A 25,660-nucleotide genomic window follows, 5' to 3' on the forward strand; every position below is an offset into this window, starting at 1 on the left:
GCACATGGCTGAGCCGGTCTATCGTCGCGTCGTGGTCAAGTTGTCCGGCGAGTATCTCGCGGGCCCGCATTCCTTCGGCATTGACCAGCCGACCGTCGATCGCATCGCAGACGACCTCATCGCGGCCCAGAAGCTTGGCATCGAGATCGCCGTCGTCGTCGGCGGCGGCAACATGGTGCGCGGCGTCGAGGTGTCGTCGCAAGGTGTCTCGCGCGCGACCGGCGATACCATGGGCATGCTGGCCACGGTCATGAACAGCCTGGCCCTGGAGGCCGCCCTGCAGCGCAAGGCCGCGCCGGCGGTGGCGCTGTCGGCCTTCGTGATGCCGCAGGTCTGCGAGCTGTTCACGCGCGCTGCGGCGCACAAGGCGCTCGCCGAAGGACGCATCGTCGTGCTCGGCGGCGGCACCGGCAATCCCTATTTCACGACCGATACGACGGCGGTGCTGCGGGCTGCCGAGATCGGCGCCCAGGCCGTGCTGAAGGCCACCAATGTCGACGGCGTGTACAGCGCCGATCCGAAGAAGGATCCGGCCGCCAAGCGCTTCGACCGGCTGACCCATTCGCAGGCGATCGAGGGCGGCTACAAGGTCATGGACGCGACCGCATTCGCCCTTGCCCGGGAAACGTCGCTGCCTATCATTGTCTTCTCAATTGCCGAACCCGGATCGATCGTTGCGATGCTTCAGGGCGCCGGGCGCGGTACCATCGTCGCGGGGTAAGTCCGCGGCCGGCCGGTGTTGGACGGGTCTCCAGCCTACGGTAGAAGCGTAAGCGAGACAGGAATTCATCGGGGAATAGCGTGAGTCCGGCCGCCAGCCCTTCAGGGTCCGGCAGAACCGGCCGCAGAGCCCCGGGTTGCAGGAAAGGAAAGCGTGATGAGCACGGGCAATTTCGACCTCAACGAGCTGAAGCGCCGCATGCAGGGCGCGACGCAGGCGCTGAAGCACGAGCTCGGCGGCCTGCGCACCGGCCGCGCTTCGGCCTCCATGGTGGAGCCGGTCCAGGTCGAGGCCTATGGCTCGCACATGCCGCTCAACCAGCTCGCCACGGTCTCCGTGCCGGAGCCGCGGCTGCTCTCGGTGCAGGTGTGGGACCGCTCGATGGTCAAGGCCGTCGAGAAGGCGATCGTCGATTCCAATCTCGGCCTGTCGCCAGCCACCGAAGGCCAGGTGATCCGGCTGCGCATCCCCGAGCTCAACCAGGAGCGCCGCAAGGAGCTGGTGAAGGTCGCGCACAAATATGCGGAAGCTGCCCGCGTCGCGGTGCGTCACGTCCGCCGCGACGGGCTCGACACGCTCAAGAAGCTCGAGAAGAATCACGAGATGTCGGAGGACGATCAGGAGCGGTTCGCCGGGGACGTGCAGAAGGCGACGGACAGCGTGATCTCGGAGATCGACCAGCTGCTGGCGGCGAAGGAAAAGGAAATCCTCACCGTCTGAAGGATGCTTTTCATGTCCAATGCCGCGGCCCCCGCGACGGAGGCGCCTGACCGGTCCGATGCGCCGGCCCATGTTGCCATCATCATGGATGGCAACGGCCGCTGGGCTGCGGCGCGCGGGCTGCCGCGTGCGGAAGGTCATCGCCGCGGCGTCGAGGCCTTGCGCCGCGTCGTGCGTGCCTCGCATGAACTGGGCATCCGCTATCTCACCATCTACTCGTTCTCGTCGGAAAACTGGTCGCGCCCGGCGAGTGAGATCGGCGATCTGTTTGGCCTGCTGCGGCGCTTCATCCGTAACGATCTCGCAACGCTGCATCGTGACGGCGTGCGCGTGCGGGTGATCGGCGAGCGCTATGGGCTCGAGCCCGACATCTGTGCGCTGCTGAACGAGGCCGAAGAACTGACCCGCAGCAACACCAGGCTCACGCTGGTGGTCGCCTTCAATTACGGCTCGCGCCAGGAGATCGCACGCGCGGCGCAGCGTCTGGCGCGCGAGGTGGCCGAAGGACGCCGCGACCCGTCCTCGATCGATGCCGACACCATCGGAAGCCATCTCGATGCGCCCGACATTCCCGATCCCGATCTCATCATCCGCACCAGCGGCGAGCAGCGGTTGTCGAACTTCCTGATGTGGCAGGCGGCCTATAGCGAGCTGGTGTTCGTGCCCCAGCATTGGCCCGACTTCGACAAGGCCGCGCTCGAAGGCGCGATTGCCGAGTTCAGCCGGCGCGAGCGCCGCTTCGGCGGCCTCGTGGCGAAAACCGCCTCGTGAGCAAACCGGACACCGCAGCCGTGGAAGATGCCGCCAAGGACGGCCACGAGGCCGCGCCCGGCCATGAGGCCGCGCCGCCGAAAAAGTCTGCGCCCAGCAATCTCGTGATGCGGATCGCTGCTGCGCTCGTTCTCGTGCCACTGGCGCTCGGCGCGGCCTATGCCGGCGGCGTGTTCTGGACCGCATTGGTGACGGTCGTCGCGGTCGGCCTCTATCTCGAATGGCTGATGGTGGTCGGCGAGGTCCGCACCACGAGCGTCGGCACGGCCGGCGCCTTGGCGATTGCGCTCGCCGGCATCTGCTGCGCTTTCGGCCTGATCGATTTCGCCGTTGCCGTGCTCGCGCTCGGGCTGGTGCTGGTCACGATCCTCGCGGCGGGCCGCCGCCTGTGGAGCGCGACCGGATTCGTCTATGCCGCAGCGGCCGAGCTCGCCTCCGTGCTGCTGCGCTTCGATGCGTCCGAGGGATGGCACTCGCTCGTGCTGGTTTTTCTGGTGGTGTGGGCGAGCGACATCGGCGGCTATGTCGCGGGACGCGGCATCGGCGGGCCCAAGCTCGCGCCGCGCATCAGCCCGAACAAGACCTGGGCCGGCGCGATCGGCGGCTTCGCCGCCAGCCTCGCCGCTGCGGCCGGATGGTCGCTCGCCGGTGCCGGCGGGCTCGTCGCCATGCTGGTGCTGGCGGCGGTGCTGTCGGTAGTGTCGCAGTTGGGCGACCTCGCCGAGTCCGCCGTCAAGCGGCGGTTCGGCGTCAAGGACTCAGGTCACATCATTCCCGGTCATGGCGGCCTACTGGACCGCCTGGACGGCTATGTCGCGGCGATCGCGCTCGCGGCAATCGTGGGTTTGTTGCGCGGCGGCCTCGATGGCGTCGGCCGCGGTCTTCTGGTTTGGTGACCGGCATTTGCCGACCGGTCGAGATTGTTTGGTGAGAACATGAGTGCAGTGCCATTGCGGAACAACAAGGCCGGGGCGGGGGAGGTGCGCAGCATCACCGTGCTCGGTGCCACCGGCTCGATCGGCGATTCGACCATGGACCTCCTGCGCGGGGCGCCGGAGCGCTACCGGGTCGAGGCGCTGACCGGCAACAGCAACATCGAGGGGCTCGCCAAGCTCGCCCGCGAGTTCAATCCCCGGTACGTGGCGGTGGCCGATCCGGCTCGCCTGGGCGAGTTGCGCGAGGCGCTCGCCGGCACTGGAATCGAATGCGGGGCCGGGGAGAGCGCGATCATCGAGGCGGGCGCACGTCCCGCCGACTGGGTCATGGCCGCCGTCTCCGGCGCCGCCGGTCTCAAGCCGGCGCTGGCGGCGGTCGACCGCGGCGCGACCGTCGCGCTCGCCAACAAGGAATGCCTGGTTTGTGCCGGCGATTTCTTCATGCAGCGCGCCGCCCAGGCCAACGCCTGCATCCTGCCGGCCGATTCCGAGCACAACGCGTTGTTCCAGGCGCTGTCCTCGGGCAATCGCGAGGAGCTGGTCCGGGTCATCATCACCGCCTCGGGTGGTCCGTTCCGGACCTGGGCGGCCAAGGACATCGAGCAGGCGACCTTGGCGCAGGCGCTCAAGCATCCGAACTGGAGCATGGGGCAAAAGATCACGATCGATTCGGCCTCGATGATGAACAAGGGCCTCGAGGTGATCGAGGCGTCCTACCTGTTCGCACTGTCTCCGGACGAGATCGACGTGCTGGTGCACCCGCAGTCGATCGTCCACGGCATGGTCGAGTTCTCCGACCGGTCGGTTGTCGCCCAGCTCGGCGCGCCCGACATGCGCATCCCGATCGCCCACTGCCTCGGCTGGCCGGAGCGCATCAAGGGACCGTCGGCGCGGCTCGACCTCGCCAAGATCGGCACCTTGACGTTCGAGGCGCCCGATTTCGAGCGGTTCCCGGGGCTGCGGCTGGCCTACGATTCGCTCCGTGCCGGCCGTGGCGCGACGACGGTCTTCAACGCGGCCAATGAGGTCGCGGTGGCGGCCTTCATCGGCGGGCAGATCCGCTTCGGCGCCATTGCCCGCCTCGTCGAGGCGACGCTCGAGCATTGGGCCAGATCAGGTAATCAGGCACCTCTTGGCTCGGCGGACGACGCCATCGCCATTGACCATGATGCGCGAAAAAGGGCGGCTAGCCTCTTGCCTCAAATCGCCGCAAAAGCATCTTAGAGGGTTGAGCGAGCCGCCGGCTCGCGGGAAGGTTATGGGATGTCCGAATTTTTCCACCACATTTTCAATACGTTGAGCAGCGGCCTGCTCGGCACCATCGTCCCGTTCCTGTTCGTGCTGACGATCGTCGTCTTCTTCCACGAGCTCGGCCACTTCCTGGTCGCGCGCTGGGCCGGCGTGAAGGTCCTAACGTTTTCGCTCGGATTTGGTCCGGAATTGATCGGTTTCAACGACCGCCACAACACCCGCTGGAAGATCTCGGCGATTCCGCTCGGCGGCTATGTGAAGTTCTTCGGCGACGAGTCCGAGGCGTCCACCCCGTCGGCCGATGCGCTCGCCAAGATGACCGCTGAGGAGCGGGCCGACAGCTTCCATCACAAGACGGTCAGCCAGCGCGCCGCCATCGTGGCGGCCGGCCCGATCGCCAATTTCATCCTCGCCGTCATCATCTTTGCCGGCATGGCGCTGTATTTCGGCAAGCCGAACACGACGCCCCGGGTCGATGCGGTTCAGCCGGACAGCGTCGCAGCCGCGGCGGGCTTCAAGAGCGGCGACGTGATCTCCGCCATCGACGGCCGGGCGATCGAGACCTTCGCCGATATGCAGCGCATCGTCTCGGTCAGTGCCGGCACCGAATTGTCCTTTCTGATCAAGCGTGAGGGCACGGAACTCACGCTGAAGGCGACGCCGGCGCTGAAGGAGGTCAAGGACCTGTTCGGCAACAGCCACCGAATCGGCGTGTTGGGCATCCAGTACAACGCCAAGCCTGACGAATCGCGCTCGATCCCGGTGGGGTTCTTCGAATCGATCAAGATCGGCTTCGAGCAGGTCTGGTTCATCATCGCTACAACTTTCAAGTTCATTGCTTCGCTATTCGCGGGCGCCGGGAGCGCCGGCGACGTCGGCGGCCCGATTCGAATCGCACAACTTTCGGGACAGGCGGCGAGCCTGGGCTTCCAGTTCGTTGTGCAGCTCTGCGCGACGCTGTCGGTGTCGATCGGCCTCCTGAACCTGTTCCCGGTTCCGCTGCTCGACGGCGGACACCTGTTGTTTTACGGGGTTGAGGCGGTCCGCGGCCGCCCATTGTCGGAGCGCGCGCAGGAGATGGGGTTCCGAATCGGGCTTGGGCTCGTCCTGATGCTGATGGTGTTCGCCACCTATAACGACATCCTTCATCTCGCCGGCTCTTGAACGAGGCATTTTTACGACGTGGCCGATAGGCAACGTTTTGAAACGAATTTGGAAATTCGGAGACATCCGGCGTTTGCCATAGGGTTCAAATTGGCTACAAGCGAACGACAAATGGGAATCTGTCGGTTCGGTAGGGGTACCAAACCGGCATCGGAATAAGGGCGCATAGCGCATGAAGTTCGGATTGCGGGTGCGGGGGGGCTTGCTGGCCGCCTCTATCATGTTCGCCGTTCCGGTGGCTCTGCCGCTGGCGAATGTGGTTTTGTCGTCGCCAGCTGCTGCGCAGTCGGTCAACGCGATCGAAGTGGTGGGCAACCGCCGCGTCGAATTGGAAACCATCCGCTCCTATTTCAAGCCCGGCCCGGGCGGCACGCTGGATGCCGGCCGTATCGATGACGGCCTCAAGGCGCTGATCGAGACCGGCCTGTTCTCCGACGTGAAGATCAACCGCCAGGGCGCGCGTCTGGTCGTGACCGTCGTCGAGAACCCCGTCATCGGCCGCGTCGCGTTCGAGGGCAACAAGAAGGTCAAGGACGAGCAGCTTTCCACCGAGGTGCAGTCCAAGCCGCGCGGCACGCTGTCGAAGCCGATGGTGCAGTCCGACGCGCAGCGCATCGCCGAGATCTATCGCCGTTCGGGCCGCTATGACGTTCGCGTCACGCCGGAATTCATCGAACAGCCGAACAACCGCGTCGACCTGATCTTCACGATCGCGGAAGGCGTCAAGACCGGCGTGAAGTCGATCGATTTCGTCGGCAACAACGCATACTCGTCCTATCGTCTGAAGGACGTGATCAAGACCCACGAGACCAATCTGCTGAGCTTCCTCGGCTCCGGCGACGTCTACGATCCGGACCGGGTCGAGGCCGATCGCGACCTCATCCGCCGGTTCTACCTGAAGAACGGCTATGCCGACGTCCAGGTCGTCGCGGCGCTCACCGAATATGATCCCGAGCGCAAGGGCTTCCTGGTCACCTTCAAGATCGAGGAAGGCCAGCAATACCGGGTCGGTTCCGTCGACTTCCAGTCCTCGATTGCGACGCTCGACGCCAATTCGCTGCGCTCGTTCTCCCGCGTGAACGTCGGCTCGCTGTACAACGTGGAGAGCCTCGAGAAGTCGGTCGAGGAGATGCAGATCGAGGCTTCGCGGCGCGGCTACGCGTTCGCGGTGGTCCGTCCGCGCGGTGACCGCAATTTCGACGCGCACACGGTATCCGTCGTGTTCGCCGTCGACGAGGGTCCGCGCACCTACATCGAGCGCATCAACATTCGCGGCAACACCCGGACCCGCGATTACGTCATCCGCCGCGAGTTCGACATCTCCGAGGGCGACGCCTACAATCGCGCCCTGGTCGATCGTGCCGAGCGCCGCCTGAAGAACCTCGACTTCTTCAAGGATGTTAAGATCACGACCGAGCCGGGCTCGTCGAGCGACCGCGTCATCCTGGTCGTCTCCCTGGAAGAGAAGTCGACCGGCGACTTCTCGGTCTCGGGCGGCTATTCGACCACCGACGGCGCGCTAGCCGAGGTGTCGATCGCCGAGCGCAACTTCCTGGGACGGGGCTTGTTCGCGAAGGCGTCGGTGACCTACGGCCAGTTCGCGCGCGGCTATTCGTTGTCCTTCGTCGAGCCCTATCTGCTCGACTACCGCGTCGCGCTCGGTCTCGATCTCTATCAGCGCCAGCAGCTCGCCAACAACTTCATCTCGTACGGCACCAAGACGATCGGCTTCAGCCCGCGGCTCGGCTTCCAGCTGCGCGAGGATCTGTCCCTGCAGGTGCGCTACTCGCTCTACCGCCAGGAGATCCAGCTGCCGACGACGCTGTCGAACTGTAACAATGGCGGTGGCGGCAGCACGTTGCCCTTCAACCCGACGCCCGCTTTCATCAATGCTAACCCGGGCAATGTCGCCGCTCAGACGATCTCTGCGGCGACCGGTGGCCTCGGGTGCTTCTCCGACGGCGAGGCTTCGCTCCCGGTTCGCCAGGAGCTGGCGAAGGGCGCCACGCTGACCTCGTCGCTCGGCTACACGCTGAACTACAACACGCTCGACAACAACAAGAACCCGACCGACGGTCTGCTCGTCGACTTCAAGCAGGACTTCGCGGGTGTTGGCGGCGACGTGTCGTATCTGAAGTCGGCGTTCGACGCGAAGTACTTCACCCCGCTGGTGTCGGACATCGTCAGCATCGTCCACCTTCAGGGCGGCATCCTGAACAAGATCGGCAATACTCAACTGCGCATGCTCGATCATTTCCAGATGGGTCCGAACCTGGTCCGCGGCTTCGCACCGAACGGCATTGGTCCGCGTGACATCAATCCGTTCGGCACACAGGACGCTCTGGGCGGCACCAAGTACTGGGGCGCCTCTCTCGAACTGCAGATGCCGTTCTGGTTCCTGCCCAAGGAAGTGGGCCTGAAGGGTGCCGTTTACGCCGACGCCGGCGGCCTGTGGGGTTACCAGGGAACGACGGGTTGGGCGCTGACGGGTGAGACGAATACCGCGGGCTGTACCCCTCCAAAGCGCGCAACCGGTACGACGCCTGCCAGTGCCGGCACCTGCCTCGGTCTGCAGTTCAACGACCAGAACACGGTTCGCAGCTCGGTGGGTGTGGGTCTGGTGTGGGCGTCGCCGTTCGGTCCGCTGCGCTTCGACTACGCGATCCCGCTCACCAAGGGCCAGTTCGACCGGACGCAGGAATTCCGGTTCGGCGGCGGCACCTCGTTCTAAGCCTTGGATCGTCCAAAACCGGATTGGCGTAGAGCCGCCGCACCGGTGTAAGAGATGGGAGCTCGGTTCCGGGAGACCGGAGCCGGGCTCTGACTTTTTGTCCTAAGAGTACTTTTGTCCTGAGAGTACAGCGGAATGGCTCAGCCGACCTTCTTCCAGCCCCCTCCGACGACGACGCTGGCTGCGATCGCGGCGGCCGTGAAGGCCACGCTGGTCGATCCCTCGCGCGGCGAGCAGGTGATCAAGGGATTGGCTGCGCTCGACGAGGCCGGCCCGATGCACCTGGCCTTCTTCGACAACCTCAAATACGCCGACCAGCTGACGCGCACCAAGGCCGGCGCCTGTCTGGTCAGCCCACGCTTCGAGGCCCGGGTGCCGGCCCACGTCGCAATCGTCAGGGCCAACCAGCCGTTTCGTGCCTTCGTGCAGCTGGCGCGCGAGATGCACGCCGACTCGCTGCGCCCGTTATCCTGGTTCGGCTGTGACGGGATCTCGCCGCAGGCGATCATCGATCCCACCGCGCGGCTCGAGGATGGCGTCATCGTCGAGCCTCTGGCGGTGATCGGCGCCCATGTCGAGATCGGGGCAGGAACCATCGTCGGCGCCGGCGCCGTGATCGGGCCGCACGTCAAGATCGGGCGCGACTGCAACGTCGGCGCCCGCACCGTCATTCAATGCGCCCTGATCGGCAACGACGTGCTGATCCATCCGGCCTGCAGCATCGGCCAGGACGGCTATGGCTTCATCTTCTTCGGAGCGAACGGGCACACCAAGGTGCCGCAGACCGGGCGGGTGCTGATCCAGAACCACGTCGAGGTCGGCGCCGGCACCACCATCGACCGTGGCAGCCTGCGCGACACTGTCATCGGCGAGGGCACCAAAATCGACAATCAGGTCCAGATCGGCCACAATGTCACGATCGGACGGCATTGCCTGCTGGCGGCGCAGATCGGACTGGCAGGAAGCCTCACGATCGGCGACAACGTCGCGCTCGGGGCCAAGGTCGGCATCAACAACCACGTCACCATCGGCGACGGCGCGCAGGTGACCGCGATGAGCGGCGTCAAGGACGACATCCCGCCGAATGGACGGTGGGGCGGGTTGTTCGCCAAGCCGACCAAGCAGTGGTTTCGCGAGATCTTTGCGGTGGAACGGCTGGTGCGTGATCAAGCGGCAGCGAACAAGGACGAAGGACAGGAGTGATGGAGGAGTCACCCATCAGGTTTGCGGACATCGACGTCAACGAGATTCTCAAGACGCTTCCGCACCGTTACCCGTTTCTCCTGATCGACCGGGTGAAGAACATTCGCGCCGATTACAGCGGCATCGGCGTCAAGAACGTCTCGATCGGGGAGCCGTGCTTCCAGGGCCACTTCCCGGAGCGGCCGGTCTATCCGGGCGTGCTGATGATCGAAGGCATGGCGCAGACCGCCGGCGTGATCGGCATCAAGTCGGTCGAGGGCACCGAAAAGCCGCGCGCGGTGTATTTCCTCACCATCGACAAGTGCAAGTTCCGCAAGCCGGTGCTGCCTGGCCAGACCATCGAGTATCACATGCGCTCGATCGGCCGGCGCAAGGCGATGTGGTGGTTCCATGGGGACGCCAAGGTCGACGGCGTGGTTGTCGCCGAGGCCGATGTCGGCGCGATGCTGACCGACTGACGTTGCTGGCAAAGAGTTGATTGCGTCGAGATGAGTAAGATCGATCCCACCGCCCGCGTCGAGGATGGCGCCATCATCGGCGACGGCACCGTCATCGGGCCGTTCTGCATGATCGGCCCCAACGTCGTGATCGGGGCCAATTGCACACTGATCAGTCACGTCCAGATCATGGGCCACACCACGATCGGCGACAACAACGTGATCTCGCCCTTCGTCGTGCTCGGCGGCGCGCCGCAGGATCTCAGTTATCGCGGCGAGCCGCATCGGCTCGAGATCGGCTCCGGCTGCACCTTCCGCGAAGGCGTGACGATGAACATCGGCACCACCAAGGGCGGCGGCCTCACCAGGGTCGGCGACGGCGGGTTCTTCATGAACAACGCCCATGTCGCCCATGACTGCGTGGTCGGCAACAACGTGATCTTCGCGACGTCGGCGACGCTCGGCGGCCATGTCGAGGTTGGCGATGCCGTCTACATCGGCGGCCTCTCCGCAGTGCATCAGTTCACGCGCATCGGCCATGGTGTCATGGTCGGTGGCGTCTGCGGCGTGCGCGGCGACATCATCCCGTATGGTCTGGTCAACGGCCAGTATGCCGCGCTGGAAGGCCTCAACGTCATCGGCATGAAGCGCCGCAAGTTCACCCGCGAGCGGCTCGCCGCGGTGCGCGCGTTCTATCAGAAGCTGTTCCATGGTCCCGGCGTGTTTGCCGATCGCCTCGCAGCCGTGCGGCCGCTCGCTGGCGAGGATCCGGCGATCGCCGAAATCCTGGCCTTCATCGATGGTGGCCGTCATCGCGCGCTGTGTCTGCCGGAGATCGGCCGATCGGCGCCTGCTGCCGAGCTCTGACGGTCATGGGCGGATCGGCCATCGAGACGACCCCGCCTGTCGGCATCATCGCAGCCGGTGGCGTGCTGCCGTTTGCGGTGGCCGCCGAGATCGTCGCGCGCGGCCAGACCCCGCTGCTGTTCGCGCTGAAGGGCATCTGCGATCCCGGGCAGGTAGAACGGTTCCGCCATCACTGGATCGGCCTCGGGCAGCTCGGCAATGCGCTCAGGCTGCTCAAGACCGAGGGCTGCCGTGATCTGCTGTTCATCGGCAACCTGGTTCGTCCCGCCGTGTCGGAGATCCGGTTCGACTGGGGGACGCTGCGCGAGCTGCCCTACATCTGGTCGGCGTTCCGCGGCGGTGACGATCATCTGCTGTCGGGCATCGGGCGCATCTTCGAACGCCACGGCTTCCGCATGCTCGGGGTCAAGGACGTCGCGCCCAACCTGCTCGTTCCCGAAGGGCGGCTGACGCGCAGCCGGCCCAACGATCTGCTGACCGGCGACATCGCCAAGGGGATGGCGGTGCTGCGCGCGATGGCCCCGTTCGACGTCGGGCAGGCGGTCGTCGTGATCGACGGCCATGTCGTGGCGCTCGAGGATATCGAAGGCACCGATGGGCTCCTCGCCCGCGTGGCGCGGCTGCGTGCCGATCGCCGCATCCGGGCCGCGGCCGGACGAGGCGTGCTGGTGAAGGCGCCCAAGGCCGGCCAGGACCTCCGCTACGACCTGCCCACCATCGGCCCGCGCACCATCGAAGGAGTTGCGGCCGCGGGTCTCGCCGGCGTCGCCGTCGCTGCGGCGCATACGCTGCTCGCCGACCCGCAGGAGACGGTCTCGGCGGCCGATCGCGCCGGGGTGTTCATCACGGGCGTTGCTGCGTGACGGCGCGACCTCCGGCCGGCCCAGCCATCCGCAGGATCTGCCTGGTCGCGACCGAGGAGTCCGGCGATCGCATCGGCGCCAGCCTGATGAAGGTGCTGCGCCAGCGGCTCGGTGATGGCGTCGAATTCTCCGGCGTCGGCGGACGCGGCATGATCGGCGAGGGCCTCGCCTCGCTGTTTCCGATCGAGGAGCTCTCGATCATGGGCTTCACCGCGGTGTTGAAGCAGCTGCCGAACATCCTGCGCCTGCTTCGCGGCACCGTGGACGCCGTCGTCGCCAGCCAGCCCGACGTGCTCGTGATCATCGACAGCCCCGATTTCACCCAGCGCGTCGCCAAGCGGGTTCGCGCCCGCGATCCTGCCATCCCGATCGTGAACTACGTCGCGCCGACCGTGTGGGCGTGGCGGCCGGGCCGCGCCAGGACGATGCGCGGCTATATCGATCACGTCCTCGGCCTGCTGCCGTTCGAGCCTGAGGCATTCCGCCGGCTGGGCGGGCCGCCCTGCACCTATGTCGGCCATCCCCTGATCGAGCAGCTTGCGAGCCTGCGGCCGAACCCGGCCGAGCAGGCGCGTCGCGACGCCAAGCCACCGGTGCTGCTGGTGCTGCCGGGCAGCCGCCGCGGTGAGATCGCACGCCACATGGCGGTGTTCGGTGATACGCTGGGCCGCCTGCAGGCGCAGGGCATCGCCTTCGAGGCCGTGCTGCCGACCACGCCGCATCTCGAACCCGCCGTCAGGGCAGGGGTGGCGAACTGGCCGGTGGTGCCCGTCATCGTCACCGGAGAGGCCGAGAAGCGCGCCGCCTTCCGGAGCGCCCATGCCGCGCTCGCCAAGTCCGGCACCGTGACGCTCGAGCTCGCGATCTCCGGCGTGCCGATGGTCACCGCCTATCGCATCGGCGAGGTCGAAGCGTTCGTCTTCCGCCGTCTCATCAAGGTGTCCTCCGTGATCCTCGCCAATCTCGTGATCGGCGAGAACGTGATTCCGGAATTCCTGCAGGAGGCCTGCACCGCCGACAATCTCGCGCCGGCGCTGATCGATGTCCTCGGCGACGGCCCGATCCGCACCCGCCAGGTCGCGGCGTTCAACCGGCTCGACGACATCATGTCGACCGGCGGCGTCCCGCCCAGCGTGCGCGCTGCCGACATCGTGCTGGCGACGATGCGCGGGGGACATCGGGACGTGTCCTGATGAGTTGGCCTCAGCTGCAAGGTGGGCGAAATCGGGACTTGTATCGTGTATCGCTACTCAAGTCGCAGCCGGCCGGCGCTTCACGGCTCGAAGCTCTAAGAGTGCACCATTCGCACGAGATCTTTTCCGAGCTGTTCCAAGCTCAAGAACAGATTCGAGGCTTCGGCCAAAAAGACGAAAAGGAATGCGTGCACGAGGTACATGCGGTTGCCGAGCGCAACGAGGATCCGTTCGATCACGACGCGCGGATACGGAGGCCTGGTGAAAAGCACGACGAATGCCACGCCCAGAACCAGCGAGCCGGCGACATCGCTTGGATAGTGAAACGCAAAGGCGACCCTGGATAGCGCAACGACGACAGTCGCCCAAAAAAAGCAGAGCCATCCAGCGAATCTATTTTCGATCAACACCACCGTCGCAAGGCCGAAGAACAACGTCGCGGTGTCGCTGGGAAACGAACTCTGGCGGTCCCAGTTCCAGGGGACGGCGACGGAGTTCAGATGCAGCGCTGGATCCAGAAGGGGCCGCGTGTGGACGAAGACGTGAAACTGCATCCAGACGGACAGGACCGTCGCCAGGCAGACTCCGAACAGTCCTGCCAGCATTCGGCTCCGGCGCTTGGCGCAATCGTCGACGAACCACAGCGCGACGAGCGAGCCGAATATCGGGAACCCTCTGAACAGGGAATTGGTCGCAAGCTCATAGAAACCGGCATGCGTTCCGGCGAGCGCGTTCAACCCAAGCAGCAGCTCCTGATCCAAATTGCCGGTCATCTCCTTAGCCAAACCTGAATGTAAACCCGCGATAACAATCACTCGCAAACTGCGGCAATAGGCGGCAAGCGCAACATCCGATCGTGGTTAACCCAGCGGGGCGCGTGGCCCGGTCGGAGCGGCATCGCGCGTGTGAATGGGTCTGCAGCCTCGTTCGGGTAGCGTCGACATCGAAGGCGCTCTTTCCAGGCGATGGTGCCGTAGGGTGGGCAAAGACGCGGGCATGCTGCATCCATCAGCGAGATCGCAATGGCGTCGTGCCCACCGTCTTGCTGATTGGTTCGCTGATCGACGGTGGGCACGCTGCCGCCTTTCGGCGGCCGCTTTGCCCACCCTACAGCGTATCACAAGCTTCGGCGCCGAAGCATCCGACCGCAAAACAACAAATAAGAAGCCCGCCCAGCGTGCTGGACGGGCCATCTATCGTTTTGGTTTGGTTGGCTTCGATTAGCCGCGCTTGTCGAGGTCGACGTACTGGCGCGTGGTCACGCCGGTGTAGAGCTGGCGCGGACGGCCGATCTTTTGCTGCGGGTCCTCGATCATCTCGCTCCACTGGCTGATCCAGCCGACGGTGCGGGCGACCGCGAACAGCACGGTGAACATCGAGACCGGGAAGCCCATCGCCTTCAGCGTGATGCCCGAATAGAAGTCCACGTTCGGGTACAGCTTGCGATCGATGAAGTACTGGTCGCTGAGCGCGATCTTCTCCAGCTCCATCGCGACCTTCAGCATCTGGTCGTCGCCGTGGCCGGTCTCCTTCAGCACCGCGTGACACATCTTCTGCATGATCTTGGCGCGCGGATCGTAGTTCTTGTAGACGCGATGGCCGAAGCCCATCAGGCGGACTTCGCTGTTCTTGTCCTTCACCTTGGCGATGAACTCGGGAATCTTGTCCACCGTGCCGATCTCGGCCAGCATGTTCAGCGCCGCCTCGTTGGCGCCGCCATGCGCCGGACCCCACAGGCAGGCGATGCCGGCGGCGATGCAGGCGAACGGGTTGGCACCCGAGGAGCCGGCGATACGTACCGTCGAGGTCGAGGCGTTCTGCTCGTGGTCGGCGTGCAGGATGAAGATCTTGTCGAGCGCGTCGGCGAGCACCGGGTTGATCTTGTAGTCCTCGCACGGCACCGCGAAGCACATGTTGAGGAAGTTGCCGGCGAACGACAGCGAGTTCTTCGGATACACGAAGGGCTGGCCGACCGAATATTTATAGGCCATCGCCGCGAGCGTCGGGATCTTCGCGATCATCCGCATCGAAGCGATCATCCGCTGCTTCGGATCGTTGATGTCGGTCGAGTCGTGGTAGAACGCAGCCAGCGCGCCGACCGAGGCCACCATGACCGCCATCGGATGGGCATCGCGGCGGAAGCCCTGGAAGAACCGGGCCATCTGCTCGTGAACCATCGTGTGATGGGTGATGCGGTAGTCGAAATCGTCCTTCTGCGCCTTGGTCGGGAGCTCCCCGTACAGCAGCAGGTAGCAGGTCTCCAGGAAGTCGCCCTTCTCGGCGAGCTGCTCGATCGGGTAGCCGCGGTATTCCAGGACGCCAGCGTCGCCGTCAATATAGGTGATCTTGGACTGGCAGCTGCCGGTGGAGGTAAAGCCGGGGTCATAGGTGAACATCCCGGCCTGGGCGTAGAGCTTGCCGATGTCGATGACGTCGGGGCCCACCGTGCCGCTCAGGATCGGAAGATCGAAATTCTTATTGCCGACGGTGAGGGTCGCGGTCTTGCTTGCGGATTTGGCGTCCATCGTTTGTCCCCGATGCGATCGTTAGGCTTGGCCCTTGTTCTTTGCGAGAGATGGCAGGGCGGGTGGACTTTAATCTAGTACGGCGGCTTTGACATTCGCGTCACTTCGCATCGAACCTTGCTGCGAACACCTTAAGCGACCGTCAAATCCGAAACCGTACTGGAATCTTATACTTACTAGTGTCCTTCAGCCCCTGACATCCGTGAACGAGCCCGCCGCAACGTATCGTGAATGTCAAAGCCGGGGGCACCAGCTGTGGCGCACAAAATGCGTATCGTATTGCCCTGTGCGCTGCAAGATGGGCGGTATCAGACCTTATGAGGTGGCCTGGTCCTTGAGCCGGCCGAGGGATTCGTCACGCCCGAGGATCGCCAGGACGTCGAAAATGCCGGGCGAGGTGGTCCGTCCGGTGAGCGCCGCGCGCAGCGGCTGGGCGACGGCACCCAGCTTGAGATTGTTGGCGTCGGCAAACGCACGCAGCGCGGCTTCCGTGGCCGGGCCGCTCCACGGCTCGACCGCGGCAAGCGCGTCGTGCAGCCGGCCGATCAGGGCACGGCTGTCCGGCGTCAGCAGGGCGGCCGCCTTGGCATCGATCGGCAGCGGCCGGTCGGCGAAGATGAAGGCGGCGCCGTCGATCAGCTCCAGCAGCGTCTTGGCGCGCTCCTTCAGGCTCGGCATCGCCTGGGTGAGCTGGGCGCGGGTGGCGTCGTTGAGCTTGGCCTTCAGTGCTGCGCCGTTCGGCACGTAGTTCAGCACGTCCTCGAACTGGCGCGCCAAGGCGGCATCATCGCTGTGACGGATGGTGTGGCCGTTGAGATTTTCCAGCTTGGCGAAGTCGAACCGCGCCGCCGAGCGGCCGATCGCCGGCAGGTCGAACGCGTTGATCATCTCCTCGGTGGAGAAGATCTCCTGGTCACCATGGCTCCAGCCGAGCCGCACCAGGTAATTGCGCAGCGCCGACGGCAGATAGCCCATGGCGCGGTAGGCATCGACGCCGAGCGCGCCGTGGCGCTTGGACAGCTTCGAGCCGTCGGGTCCGTGAATCAACGGGATGTGCGACATCGACGGCACCGTCCATCCCAGCGCATCGTAGATCTGCTTCTGGCGCGCGGCGTTGATCAGATGGTCGTCGCCGCGGATCACATGGGTCACGCCCATGTCGTGGTCGTCGACGACCACCGCCAGCATGTAGGTCGGATTGCCATCGCCTCGCAGCAGCACGAGATCGTCGAGGTTCTCGTTCTGCCAGACCACGCGCCCTTGCACCTGGTCCTCGATCACGGTTTCGCCGGTCAGAGGGGCGCGCAGCCGGATGGTCGGCTTGACGCTCTCGGGCGCCTCCTTCGGATCGCGGTCGCGCCATAGGCCGTCATAGAGCCGGGTGCGGCCTTCGGCGCGCGCCTTCTCGCGCATCGCGGTCAGCTCCTCGGCCGTGGCATAGCAGCGATACGCCATGCCGCTGGCGAGCAGCTGCTCGGCGACCTCGCGATGCCGGGCGGCGCGGCTATATTGGTAGATGACGTCGCCGTCCCAATCGAGCTCGAGCCATTTCAGTCCGTCGAGGATGGCGTCGATCGCCGCCGTCGTTGACCGCTCGCGGTCGGTGTCCTCGATCCTGAGCAGCATCTTGCCGCCGCGGCCGCGCGCATACAGCCAGTTGAACAGGGCCGTCCGGGCGCCTCCGATGTGGAGAAAGCCGGTCGGGGAGGGGGCAAAGCGCGTGACGATCGGGGAGGTCATGGGCGGCAGCACGAAATCCAGGCAAGGGCTATGAAGGGCGGGGGGTGTATAGCAGGCCTATCGCATAACTAAAGCCTTCCTTGGGGGAGGCGGATTTGGCAGATAGGCTGGCAAATTCCGGAGCAGGATATTCTTGATGACCACGACGACAGATACGGCGGCGACGGCAGAGGCAGGGCGCGACTTCATCCGCGACATCGTCCAGGCCGATCTCGACAGCGGCAAGCACAAGACGATCGTGACCCGGTTCCCGCCGGAGCCGAACGGCTACCTGCATATCGGCCATGCCAAGTCGATCGGCCTCAACTTCGGCATTGCCCAGGAGTTCGGCGGCCGCTGCAATCTGCGCTTCGATGACACCAACCCGACCAGGGAAGAGCAGGAATACATCGATTCCATCCAGGCCGACGTGCGCTGGCTCGGCTACGACTGGGGCGACAACCTGTTCTATGCCTCGGATTATTTCCAGCGGCTCTACGACTGGGCAGAAGGCCTGATCAAGGCCGGGCTCGCCTATGTCGATGACCAGACGCAGGAGGAGATCCGGCTGTCGCGCGGCACGCTCACCGAGCCCGGCAAGAACAGCCCGTTCCGCGACCGTTCGGTGGAGGAGAATCTCGACCTGTTCCGGCGCATGAAGGCCGGCGAATTTCCCAACGGCGCGCGTGTGCTGCGCGCCAAGATCGACATGGCCGCCGGCAACATCAATCTGCGCGACCCCGTGCTGTACCGGATCCTGCACGCCCACCACCCGCGCACCGGCGACACCTGGAAGATCTATCCGAGCTATGATTACGCGCACGGCCAGTCGGATGCGATCGAGGGCATCACGCACTCGATCTGCACGCTGGAGTTCGAGGATCACCGGCCGCTCTACGACTGGTTCCTCGACAAGCTGCCGGTGCCGTCGCATCCGCACCAGTACGAGTTCGCACGCCTCAATCTGACCTACACGCTGCTGTCGAAGCGCGTGCTGACGCGCCTCGTGCAGGACGGCCACGTCTCCGGCTGGAACGATCCGCGCATGCCGACAGTCGCGGGCTTGAAGCGGCGCGGCGTGCCGCCAGCGGCGGTGCGCGAATTCATCAAGCGCATCGGCATCGCCAAGGCCAACAGCATCGTCGACGTCGGCATGCTCGAGTTCTGCATCCGCGAGGAGCTGAACCGCACGGCGCAGCGCCGCATGGCGGTGCTGCGGCCGCTGAAAGTGGTGATCGAGAATTATCCGGAAGGGCAGGTCGAGGAGCTCGAGGCGATCAACCATCCCGACGATCCCTCTGCCGGGACGCGCAAGATCGCGTTTGGCCGCGAGCTCTACATCGAGCAGGACGACTTCATGGAGAACCCGCCGAAGAAGTTCTTCCGCCTGTCGCCGGGCTCCGAGGTGCGGCTGCGCTACGCCTATTTCATCAAGTGCCGCGAGGTCATCAAGAACGATGCTGGCGAGATCGTCGAGCTGCGCTGCACCTATGATCCGGCGACCAAGGGCGGCAACGCGCCTGATGGCCGCAAGGTCAAGGCGACCATGCACTGGCTGCCGGCGGCGCAGTCACGTGTTGCCGAAATCCGCATCTACAATCAGCTGTTCGCCAACCCGAGCCCGAACGCGGCCGACTTCACCGCCGACCTCAACCCGAACTCGTTGGAGGTGCTGACCGACGCGCGCATCGAGCCTTCGATCGCCGAGAGCAATTCGACCGAACCGATGCAGTTCGAGCGCCAGGGCTACTTCGTGCGCGATCTGGATTCGACGCCGGACAGGCTCGTGTTCAACCGCACGATCGGCCTGCGCGACACCTTCGCGAAGGAAGTCGCGAAGGGGTGAACAAATGAAGAAGGATCCGTGCCGCCTCGGTGCGGCACGGCCTGTGTGTGCTAACGCAGCAGAGCGGGGTTGATCTCGAAGGTGCGCCGCTTGGCCCGGGCGAAGGTTTCCGGCCCGCGCGTCTTCAGCGATTCGACGGTGTCGGCCGGCAGCTCCTCGAACTTGATGCGCGTGGCGTATTTCGGCCCGCGGCTCCACCAGTCGCCCGGATCGACAAGGACACGGTTGACCACGACGTGCCCTGCATTGACGATCTCACCCGGTGCGAGCTTGATCCGCATGAGCTGGCCGTTGAAGTCGTGCTTGTAGCAGCTCACCTGAACGACGGTCCACGTGCCCGGCGGCAGTGGCGCCAGCGCACCCCAGCGGGGAGTGCCGTTGAATCTTTGCATGCGCACCACGTTGACGTCGATCCGCTGTGTACGCCCTTGTTCGGGCTTCAGGTCGATGCCGAGTGGCAAGCAATCCGGCTTGCCGTCCTTCATCATCGACACATTGAATATCAGCACGGCGGAGTCGGGGTGCTCCTGACGCTCCTTGGCCACGAGGATATCGTCCGGAGCTTGCGCGGAAGCGCGAGAGGCGGGACTGAAAAGGCCGACGGTGAGGGCGAGGAGCGCGAATCCGAGCAATCTCATGGGCACACGAGCCGGGAAACCCGGCGCGCCGATCGCGCCCAGTGCAGCTCCCCCAGTTCCAATTCCGACCGATTCCAGATGACAGCGCCAGACATCGGCGGTGGCCATCTCTGGCGCAATTGCAATTCTCGCGTGCAACTCGTTCGACTGACGGCCTGACGCGCGCTAGCCGATCGCATCCTGGCCGGCGTCCGTCAGCGTCGGCAGGCCGTCGCTGAGCGCGACGAGGCCGCGCTCGCTGAGCATCGCGAGATCCTCGTCGGACACGGGTGAGAGGGTGAGCCGGTTCGCCTTGATGTCGCGCAGCGTCCAGCGCAGGTGGATGGCCTTCTCGAGATCGAGGTCGGCGAAGGGGTCGTCAATGTCGGGAGCGTCCATACCCAGATAAGCGCGTGCGGTGCAAAAAGTTCCATCGCTCGGCCGTGCAGAATTCCAGGATTCCCGTTCCGTTCCGCTAGGCGCGTTTGCGCAGCTTTGGGTAGCCTCGTTCCAGTGCGGGTAGCGGGTGGTGTGGGCGATGGCGGGGCTGGAGCGGCCGCCAGGATGGCGTCGCGGGATCGCGGGCGTGATGGCCGATGTCTGGCCGCCGCGCGGCGCGCTCGCCGGCGGTCTGCCTGCGATCGGCTTGCCTGCATGGTCGTCCTTCGCGGCCCGGCTGAAGCAATGGGCGCGGGAAGAGGCCGGTGCGGGGCGGCTGCTGCCCTGGGTGCCCATTGCCTTCGGCGCCGGCATCGCGGTGTACTTCTCGGCCGATCACGAGCCGCTGCTGTGGGTGAGCGCTGCCGCTGCGCTCGCGCTGTGCCTCGTCGCGGTGCTGATGCGACGGCACCGGTTGTTTCCGGCGGTCGTGATGATCGCGGCGGCGGCGTCGGGTTTTGCGGTGGCCACCGCCAAGACCGCCCGCGTTGCGCATCCGGTGCTGGCGCGGCCGCTGTATTCGGTCGCGCTGTCCGGCTTCGTCGAGGCGCGCGACATCCGCGAGCGCAGCGACCGGATCGTGCTGCGCGTCACTGCGATGGAGAGCCAGCGCAGCGCCATCACGCTGGCGCGCGTGCGGCTGGCGGTGCGCAAGGGCACGGCGCCCGACGTCGGCAGCTTCGTGCAGATGAAGGCGAGGCTGCTGCCGCCGCTCGCGCCGGTGCGGCCCGGCTCCTATGATTTCGCGCGCGACATGTTCTTCCAGGGCATCGGCGCCTCCGGCTTCGTCATGGGCGCGATCACGACGCTGACGCCGCCGCAAGCCGCCGGCTTCGGCCTGCGTTATGCCGCGGTCATGCAGGGCCTGCGCGACGCGATCGATGCCCGAATCCGCGCCCGGCTCGACGGCGACGAGCGTGCCATCGCCACCGCGCTGCTGACCGGGCGGCGCGATGCCATCACGCCCGACGTCAACGACGCGATGTTCATCTCCGGCCTCGGTCACGTGCTGTCGATCTCCGGCTATCACATGGCGGTCGTCGCCGGCGTCGTGTTCTTCGCCGTGCGCGCGCTGCTTGCGTTGTTTCCCGGCCTGACCGTCAGCCATCCGATCAAGAAATGGGCGGCGGCCGCGGCGCTGGTGGCGGCGGCGTTCTATCTGTTGCTGTCGGGCGCGGAGGTCGCGACGCAGAGATCGTTCTTCATGACGGCCGTCGTGCTGATCGCCGTGATGGTGGACCGCCGCGCCGTCACCTTCCGCACGCTTGCGGTGGCCGCGATGATCGTGCTGATCGCAGCGCCCGAAGCGCTGGTGCATCCGAGTTTCCAGATGTCGTTCGCGGCGACGCTCGGCCTCGTCGCGCTGGTGCAGTTCGGCATGCCCCGGCTGTTCGCGACGCCGGACTCGTCGGCCACCCAGCGCATCGCGCTGTGGGGCGGGCGCGAACTCGTGATGCTGCTCTTGGCCTCGCTGATCGCGGGGCTCGCCACCACGCCCTACGCCGCGTTCCATTTCCATCGCGTCACGCCGTATGGCGTGCTGGCCAATCTCGCGGCGATGCCGGTGGTGTCAGCGCTGGTGATGCCTGCGGGCCTGCTCGGGCTGCTGGCGGCGCCGTTCGGCCTCGACGGCCCAATGTGGTCGCTGATGGGCTGGGGCATCGACTGGATGATCGCGGTGACGCGCTGGGTGGCGGCGCTGCCCGGCGCGGTCGGACGCATCACCGCGTTCGGCATCGGCCCGCTGATCGTGGCCAGCCTCGGGCTGGTCCTGATCGGCCTGCTGCGGACGCCGCTACGCTGGTCCGGCGCCGTCGCGCTCGCTGCGGCCACCATGTGGGCCGTCGCGACGCCGCAGCCCGACATTCTCGTCTCCGGCGATGGCCGCGCGGTCGCCGTCCGCGGCGGCGACGGGCGGCTGCACGTGATGCGCACCGGCAAGGACGTGTTCGTCACGCGGGAGTGGCTCGCCGCCGATGCCGATGCGCGGCTGCCGGCCGATGCCGCGCTCGGCGACGGCGTGTCCTGCGACGAGGCCGGCTGCGTAGTGGCGATGGCCGACGGCCGCTTCGTCGCCATGGCGCTGCGCGCCGATGCGCTGGCCGACGATTGCGCGCGTGCGGCGCTGGTGGTGGCGGCGCGCGCCGCACCGTCGAACTGTGCCGCAGCTGTCATCGACCGCCATCGCCTGCGCCAGCAGGGCGCGCTGATGCTGGTGCGCCGGGGCACGCGCTTCGACGTCACGCCGGCGCGCGCCTATGGCACCGACCGTCCATGGTGGCCGGCGCCGGCCGAGGCCAGCGACTTCGATCCGACGCTGACACCGCGCGCGCCGCCGCGCAGTCAGGACGCGACGCCGCCGGAGACCGAGCAGGGCGTGGAGGATTGAGGTCCGGACAGCTCGAACGTGCCGAGATGATACTCGGCGCCGTCAAGCCCGTCGAACAGCGAGGAGACCTCGACGAGCGTGAACGACGCCGCGGGATCGCGCTGCCAGATGGCAACGTCGTCAGCCGTGACCGTCAACCATCCCAACGCCAGCCTGTAGCGGCCGGGTTCGATGATCCGGCCAGCTTGGTTCCAATCGATCTTGTTGACCACGGTAATACCCCCGGCGGCCACAACGCCGGTCGAGGGACACCGTTCCTGTCGCCAGAGCGTGATGCCTTCTCGTCGAATCAAAGCGCGTACCGCAAGTTCAGTTCACCTCTCCCCGTCGGAGAGAGGTCAACGGCACCGCGACTGCTGTTCGATCGAACCAAAACGCATACTGCTCTCGCGTGACGCCTGCGCCGCTCAGCTCAGGTGATGCTGATGCGGCGGATGGGAGTCGTCTGCGGGGTCGGCGTATCGTTCGTCATGCCGGGGCCGCGCTCGGCCGGCTGCTTGGTGACGGGCAGCTGCAGCACCGTGACGCGCTGGCCTTCGCAGAGCTGCGTCACGAGCACGTGGCGGCCGTCGGCGAACTCGACGGCGTCGTGGTGGCGATCGGGAATGTGCTTTTCGATGCTGTTGAACTTGGCGACGCGCTCGCGGATCGTCCGGGTCCAGAGCCAGCGGCTGTCGTAGCGGACGTCCTCGGCGAAGGCGAGCTCGGTGCCGGGCAGCATGCAGACCGCGACGGTCGGCTCGCTTTCGCTGGCGAAGCCGCGGGTCGCGGTGCCGCGGAACGTCGTCGAGATCAGCGTCTCGCCGACCTTGGCGGGACGGGACGCAACGGCATGGAGGCTGTAGTCACACATCGGATCGCTCCTCGCTGAGAGATAGCCGACCCACGCTTCCCCCCGGACAGGCGCAGGCCTCTATCAGAGTGGACATCGAGGAGATGTTAGCGCGCGCTTCGCGGCAATTCTGCGCTGATCTGCACGGCATGCGGGTGGCCGCGATCACAAGCGTTTGAGGATACCGCGCTGCACATCCTGAAGTGCATTCGCGCGCGACTCAGTTTCGTGTCTTGCTTCTTTTCTTTGCGTCTCACGTCGTTCGGCGGCGAAGATCACAGCACCGCGCCACCGATCGATCGTGCATGTCCAGCACGCGAGGTCGCTGCGCTCAGTACTTGCGATACAGTCCGACCAGCTTGCCCTGGATCTTGACCCGGTTCGGCGGCAGGATGCGCACCTCGTAGGCGGTGTTGGCCGGCTCCAGCGCGATCGATGCGCCGCGGCGGCGGAAGCGCTTCAACGTCGCTTCCTCGTCATCGATCAGCGCCACCACGATGTCGCCGGTGTCGGCGGTCTCGTTGCGCTGGATCAGCGCCATGTCACCGTCGAGGATGCCGGCATCGACCATCGAGTCGCCGCGCACCTCCAGCGCATAGTGGTCGCCATTGCCGAGCATGTCGGCGGGCACGCTGATGGTGTGGCTGCGGGTCTGCAGCGCCTCGATCGGCGTACCGGCGGCGATGCGGCCCATCACCGGCACGGCGACCGGGCGCTCGCCGTCATCGAGCGCCGGCGTCGAGGTGCGGACCTTGCCGAGATTGCCCTCGATGACCGAGGGCGTGAAGCCGCGGCGGTTGCTGGCCGCCTGCGACAGCTCGGGCAGCTTGATGACCTCGATGGCGCGGGCGCGGTTGGGCAGCCGGCGGATGAAGCCGCGCTCCTCCAGCGCCGTGATCAGGCGGTGAATGCCCGACTTCGAGCGCAGATCGAGCGCGTCCTTCATCTCGTCGAACGAGGGCGGCACGCCCGCTTCCTTGAGCCGTTCGTTGATGAACCGCAGGAGTTCGTACTGTTTGCGCGTCAGCATCTCGACCTGGTCCCCAGTTTGTTGTCGTCCAAGTCCCGTGCCCTTGCGTCCCTGAGCCGGAAGTGGACGTTCGTATTCGCGTCGCCCGCAACATACTAAAAACAAATCATGAACGGACACTATATGTTCGATGTGTGTTCCGCAATCCTAAAAATATGATGAATGACCCGGGCTTTGACGGGGAGAAGGGTCAGTTCGGCAGGCGCAGGATCTCGCAGACGCTGCCGGCGGGCGCCTTCGGCGCGAAGGCCGGGCGGATCAAAAGAGCCTGCGATAGCGCAAGATTCCCCAGCAGAGACGAATCCTGCTGCGTCACAGGCGTTGCGACCAGTGTACCATCGGCGCGCTCGTCGAGCTGGGCTCGCAGATAGTCCTCGCGCGAATCGTTGGCGGGGAGCTCGCGGCCGAGCAGCGCGGTTTCGCGCGGGAGCTGGGGCTCGTCGCGGCCGAGCAGGCGCCGAATCAGCGGCACCAGGAACAGGGTCGCGCAGACATAGGACGACACCGGATTGCCGGGCAGCCCGATCACCCTGACGCCGCCGAGCCGGCCATGCATCATCGGCTTGCCCGGCCGCATCGCGATCTTCCAGAACGCCATCTCGACGCCCTCGGCCTCCAGCGCCTGCTTGACCAGGTCGTGATCCCCGACCGAGGCGCCGCCCGTCGTGATCAGGATGTCGGCGCCCGACTCGCGCGCCCGGCGGATGCCCGCGACGGTGGCTTCGAGCGTATCCGCCGCGATGCCAAGATCGACCGCTGCAGCGCCTTCGGCGCGCACCAGCGCGCGCAGCGCGTAGCCGTTGGAGTAGACGATCTGACCCGGGCCGGGCTCGGAGCCCGGCATCACCAGCTCGTCACCGGTGGCGAGCAGCGCCACCGTCGGCCGTCGCCGCACCGGCAGCGCCGGATGGTTCATGCTGGCGGCGAGCGACAGGTCACGATCGCTGAGCCGGCGTCCGGCCTTCAGCAGCACCATGCCCTGATGAAAGTCGACGCCGGCGGGCCGGATGTGCCGGCCCTTGATCGCGGCTTCCGTGATCACGACGTGGCCGTCGCCCGCAATCGTATCCTCCTGGATCACGACGGCGTCGGCGCCATCAGGCACGACGCCGCCGGTGAAGATGCGAGCGGCCTCGCCGGGTCCCACCACGCGGTCGAACGGCCGACCCGCCGCGACCTCGCCGATCACCTTCAGCCGTGCCTGCGGCTTGTCCGCGTCGACAGCGCGCACGGCGTAGCCGTCCATCGCCGACATGGCCTCGGGCGGCTGCGTCCGCAGCGCTGCCAGATCGCGCGCCAGAATGCGGTGAAAGGCATCGTCCAGCGACACCAATTCCTCAGCCAGCGGCTCGGCGCCTGCGAGCACCGCGGTCAATGCATCGGATACCGGCATCAAGGCCATTGGAGT

General features: G+C 65.9%; 23 protein-coding genes. 14 read left to right on the forward strand and 9 right to left on the reverse strand.

Annotated elements, in window-relative coordinates; translation table 11 throughout:
• Positions 1–4 precede the first annotated feature (4 nt).
• The 12 genes from pyrH (at position 5) to lpxB (ending at position 12,856) form a co-directional block, all read left to right on the forward strand.
• A complete protein-coding gene (pyrH, locus tag ACQR07_RS18600) occupies positions 5–721 on the forward strand; it encodes a UMP kinase (protein WP_434903666.1) in 717 nt (238 codons plus the stop codon).
• Between the two features lie 156 nt (positions 722–877).
• Positions 878–1,441, forward strand: a complete 564-nt coding sequence (gene frr, locus ACQR07_RS18605) for a ribosome recycling factor (protein ID WP_315799731.1) — start codon at positions 878–880, stop codon at positions 1,439–1,441.
• A gap of 12 nt (positions 1,442–1,453) precedes the next feature.
• The gene (locus ACQR07_RS18610; protein WP_434903667.1) at positions 1,454–2,212 is read left to right on the forward strand and encodes an isoprenyl transferase; all 759 of its coding nucleotides are present in this window, start codon (positions 1,454–1,456) and stop codon (positions 2,210–2,212) included.
• On the forward strand, positions 2,209–3,108 hold the full coding sequence (locus ACQR07_RS18615; protein WP_434903668.1) for a phosphatidate cytidylyltransferase: 900 nt from the start codon (positions 2,209–2,211) through the stop codon (positions 3,106–3,108). The genes ACQR07_RS18610 and ACQR07_RS18615 overlap by 4 nt, the downstream gene beginning before the upstream one ends.
• A gap of 39 nt (positions 3,109–3,147) precedes the next feature.
• On the forward strand, positions 3,148–4,371 hold the full coding sequence (dxr, locus tag ACQR07_RS18620; RefSeq protein WP_434903669.1) for a 1-deoxy-D-xylulose-5-phosphate reductoisomerase: 1,224 nt from the start codon (positions 3,148–3,150) through the stop codon (positions 4,369–4,371).
• 39 nt (positions 4,372–4,410) lie between these two features.
• Entirely contained in the window at positions 4,411–5,562 is a 1,152-nt protein-coding gene (gene rseP, locus ACQR07_RS18625; protein WP_434903670.1) for an RIP metalloprotease RseP, read from the forward strand.
• Positions 5,563–5,734: 172 nt separating this feature from the next.
• Complete coding sequence (gene bamA, locus ACQR07_RS18630) at positions 5,735–8,293, forward strand: outer membrane protein assembly factor BamA (protein WP_434903671.1); 2,559 nt, start codon at positions 5,735–5,737, stop codon at positions 8,291–8,293.
• Between the two features lie 135 nt (positions 8,294–8,428).
• A complete protein-coding gene (gene lpxD / locus ACQR07_RS18635; protein WP_434903672.1) occupies positions 8,429–9,496 on the forward strand; it encodes a UDP-3-O-(3-hydroxymyristoyl)glucosamine N-acyltransferase in 1,068 nt (355 codons plus the stop codon).
• Positions 9,496–9,954, forward strand: a complete 459-nt coding sequence (gene fabZ, locus ACQR07_RS18640; RefSeq protein WP_434870113.1) for a 3-hydroxyacyl-ACP dehydratase FabZ — start codon at positions 9,496–9,498, stop codon at positions 9,952–9,954. The genes lpxD and fabZ overlap by 1 nt, the downstream gene beginning before the upstream one ends.
• Positions 9,955–9,984: 30 nt before the next feature.
• On the forward strand, positions 9,985–10,800 hold the full coding sequence (gene lpxA / locus ACQR07_RS18645; protein WP_434903673.1) for an acyl-ACP--UDP-N-acetylglucosamine O-acyltransferase: 816 nt from the start codon (positions 9,985–9,987) through the stop codon (positions 10,798–10,800).
• Between the two features lie 5 nt (positions 10,801–10,805).
• The gene (locus tag ACQR07_RS18650; protein WP_434903674.1) at positions 10,806–11,663 is read left to right on the forward strand and encodes an LpxI family protein; all 858 of its coding nucleotides are present in this window, start codon (positions 10,806–10,808) and stop codon (positions 11,661–11,663) included.
• Positions 11,660–12,856, forward strand: a complete 1,197-nt coding sequence (gene lpxB, locus ACQR07_RS18655; protein ID WP_434903675.1) for a lipid-A-disaccharide synthase — start codon at positions 11,660–11,662, stop codon at positions 12,854–12,856. Before ACQR07_RS18650 ends, lpxB begins: the two co-directional genes overlap by 4 nt.
• Before the next feature lie 95 nt (positions 12,857–12,951).
• Here the strand turns inward: lpxB and ACQR07_RS18660 are convergent, their stop codons facing one another.
• From ACQR07_RS18660 to gltX, 3 genes are all read right to left on the reverse strand, one after another.
• A complete protein-coding gene (locus tag ACQR07_RS18660) occupies positions 12,952–13,629 on the reverse strand; it encodes a phosphatase PAP2 family protein (protein WP_434903676.1) in 678 nt (225 codons plus the stop codon).
• A 447-nt stretch (positions 13,630–14,076) separates the two neighbouring features.
• Entirely contained in the window at positions 14,077–15,381 is a 1,305-nt protein-coding gene (gene gltA, locus ACQR07_RS18665; RefSeq protein ID WP_434903677.1) for a citrate synthase, read from the reverse strand.
• A gap of 315 nt (positions 15,382–15,696) precedes the next feature.
• Positions 15,697–17,121 carry a glutamate--tRNA ligase gene (gene gltX, locus ACQR07_RS18670; RefSeq protein WP_434903678.1) on the reverse strand — a complete coding sequence of 475 codons (1,425 nt, stop codon included), beginning with the start codon at positions 17,119–17,121 and terminating at the stop codon, positions 15,697–15,699.
• Positions 17,122–17,257: 136 nt separating this feature from the next.
• Between gltX and ACQR07_RS18675 the strand changes: the two genes are divergently transcribed.
• Positions 17,258–18,946 (forward strand): glutamine--tRNA ligase/YqeY domain fusion protein, encoded by a 1,689-nt coding sequence (locus ACQR07_RS18675; RefSeq protein ID WP_434903679.1) that lies wholly within the window; start codon positions 17,258–17,260, stop codon positions 18,944–18,946.
• Between the two features lie 50 nt (positions 18,947–18,996).
• Here ACQR07_RS18675 and ACQR07_RS18680 read toward each other — a convergent pair whose 3' ends face one another.
• Together ACQR07_RS18680 and ACQR07_RS18685 are read right to left on the reverse strand one after the other, a co-directional pair.
• Positions 18,997–19,692, reverse strand: coding sequence for a hypothetical protein (locus tag ACQR07_RS18680; protein WP_434903680.1), 696 nt, complete (start codon positions 19,690–19,692; stop codon positions 18,997–18,999).
• Between the two features lie 57 nt (positions 19,693–19,749).
• Entirely contained in the window at positions 19,750–19,962 is a 213-nt protein-coding gene (locus ACQR07_RS18685) for a hypothetical protein (RefSeq protein ID WP_434903681.1), read from the reverse strand.
• A 139-nt stretch (positions 19,963–20,101) separates the two neighbouring features.
• Here ACQR07_RS18685 and ACQR07_RS18690 point away from each other — a divergent pair, with 139 nt between their 5' ends.
• Positions 20,102–22,390, forward strand: coding sequence for a ComEC/Rec2 family competence protein (locus ACQR07_RS18690; protein WP_434903682.1), 2,289 nt, complete (start codon positions 20,102–20,104; stop codon positions 22,388–22,390).
• Here ACQR07_RS18690 and ACQR07_RS18695 read toward each other — a convergent pair.
• From ACQR07_RS18695 to ACQR07_RS18710, 4 genes are all read right to left on the reverse strand, one after another.
• On the reverse strand, positions 22,345–22,602 hold the full coding sequence (locus ACQR07_RS18695; protein WP_434903683.1) for a hypothetical protein: 258 nt from the start codon (positions 22,600–22,602) through the stop codon (positions 22,345–22,347). The genes ACQR07_RS18690 and ACQR07_RS18695 overlap by 46 nt on opposite strands.
• Positions 22,603–22,802: 200 nt before the next feature.
• Complete coding sequence (locus ACQR07_RS18700) at positions 22,803–23,243, reverse strand: hypothetical protein (RefSeq protein WP_434903684.1); 441 nt, start codon at positions 23,241–23,243, stop codon at positions 22,803–22,805.
• Between the two features lie 310 nt (positions 23,244–23,553).
• Positions 23,554–24,252: a transcriptional repressor LexA gene (lexA, locus tag ACQR07_RS18705; RefSeq protein ID WP_012044524.1), complete on the reverse strand. Its 699-nt coding sequence runs from the start codon at positions 24,250–24,252 to the stop codon at positions 23,554–23,556.
• A 190-nt stretch (positions 24,253–24,442) separates the two neighbouring features.
• A complete protein-coding gene (locus tag ACQR07_RS18710; protein WP_434903685.1) occupies positions 24,443–25,654 on the reverse strand; it encodes a molybdopterin molybdotransferase MoeA in 1,212 nt (403 codons plus the stop codon).
• Between the last annotated feature and the right edge of the window lie 6 nt (positions 25,655–25,660).

The sequence above is a fragment of the Bradyrhizobium sp. HKCCYLS20291 genome, from assembly GCF_051167715.1.
GTDB lineage: Bacteria > Pseudomonadota > Alphaproteobacteria > Rhizobiales > Xanthobacteraceae > Bradyrhizobium.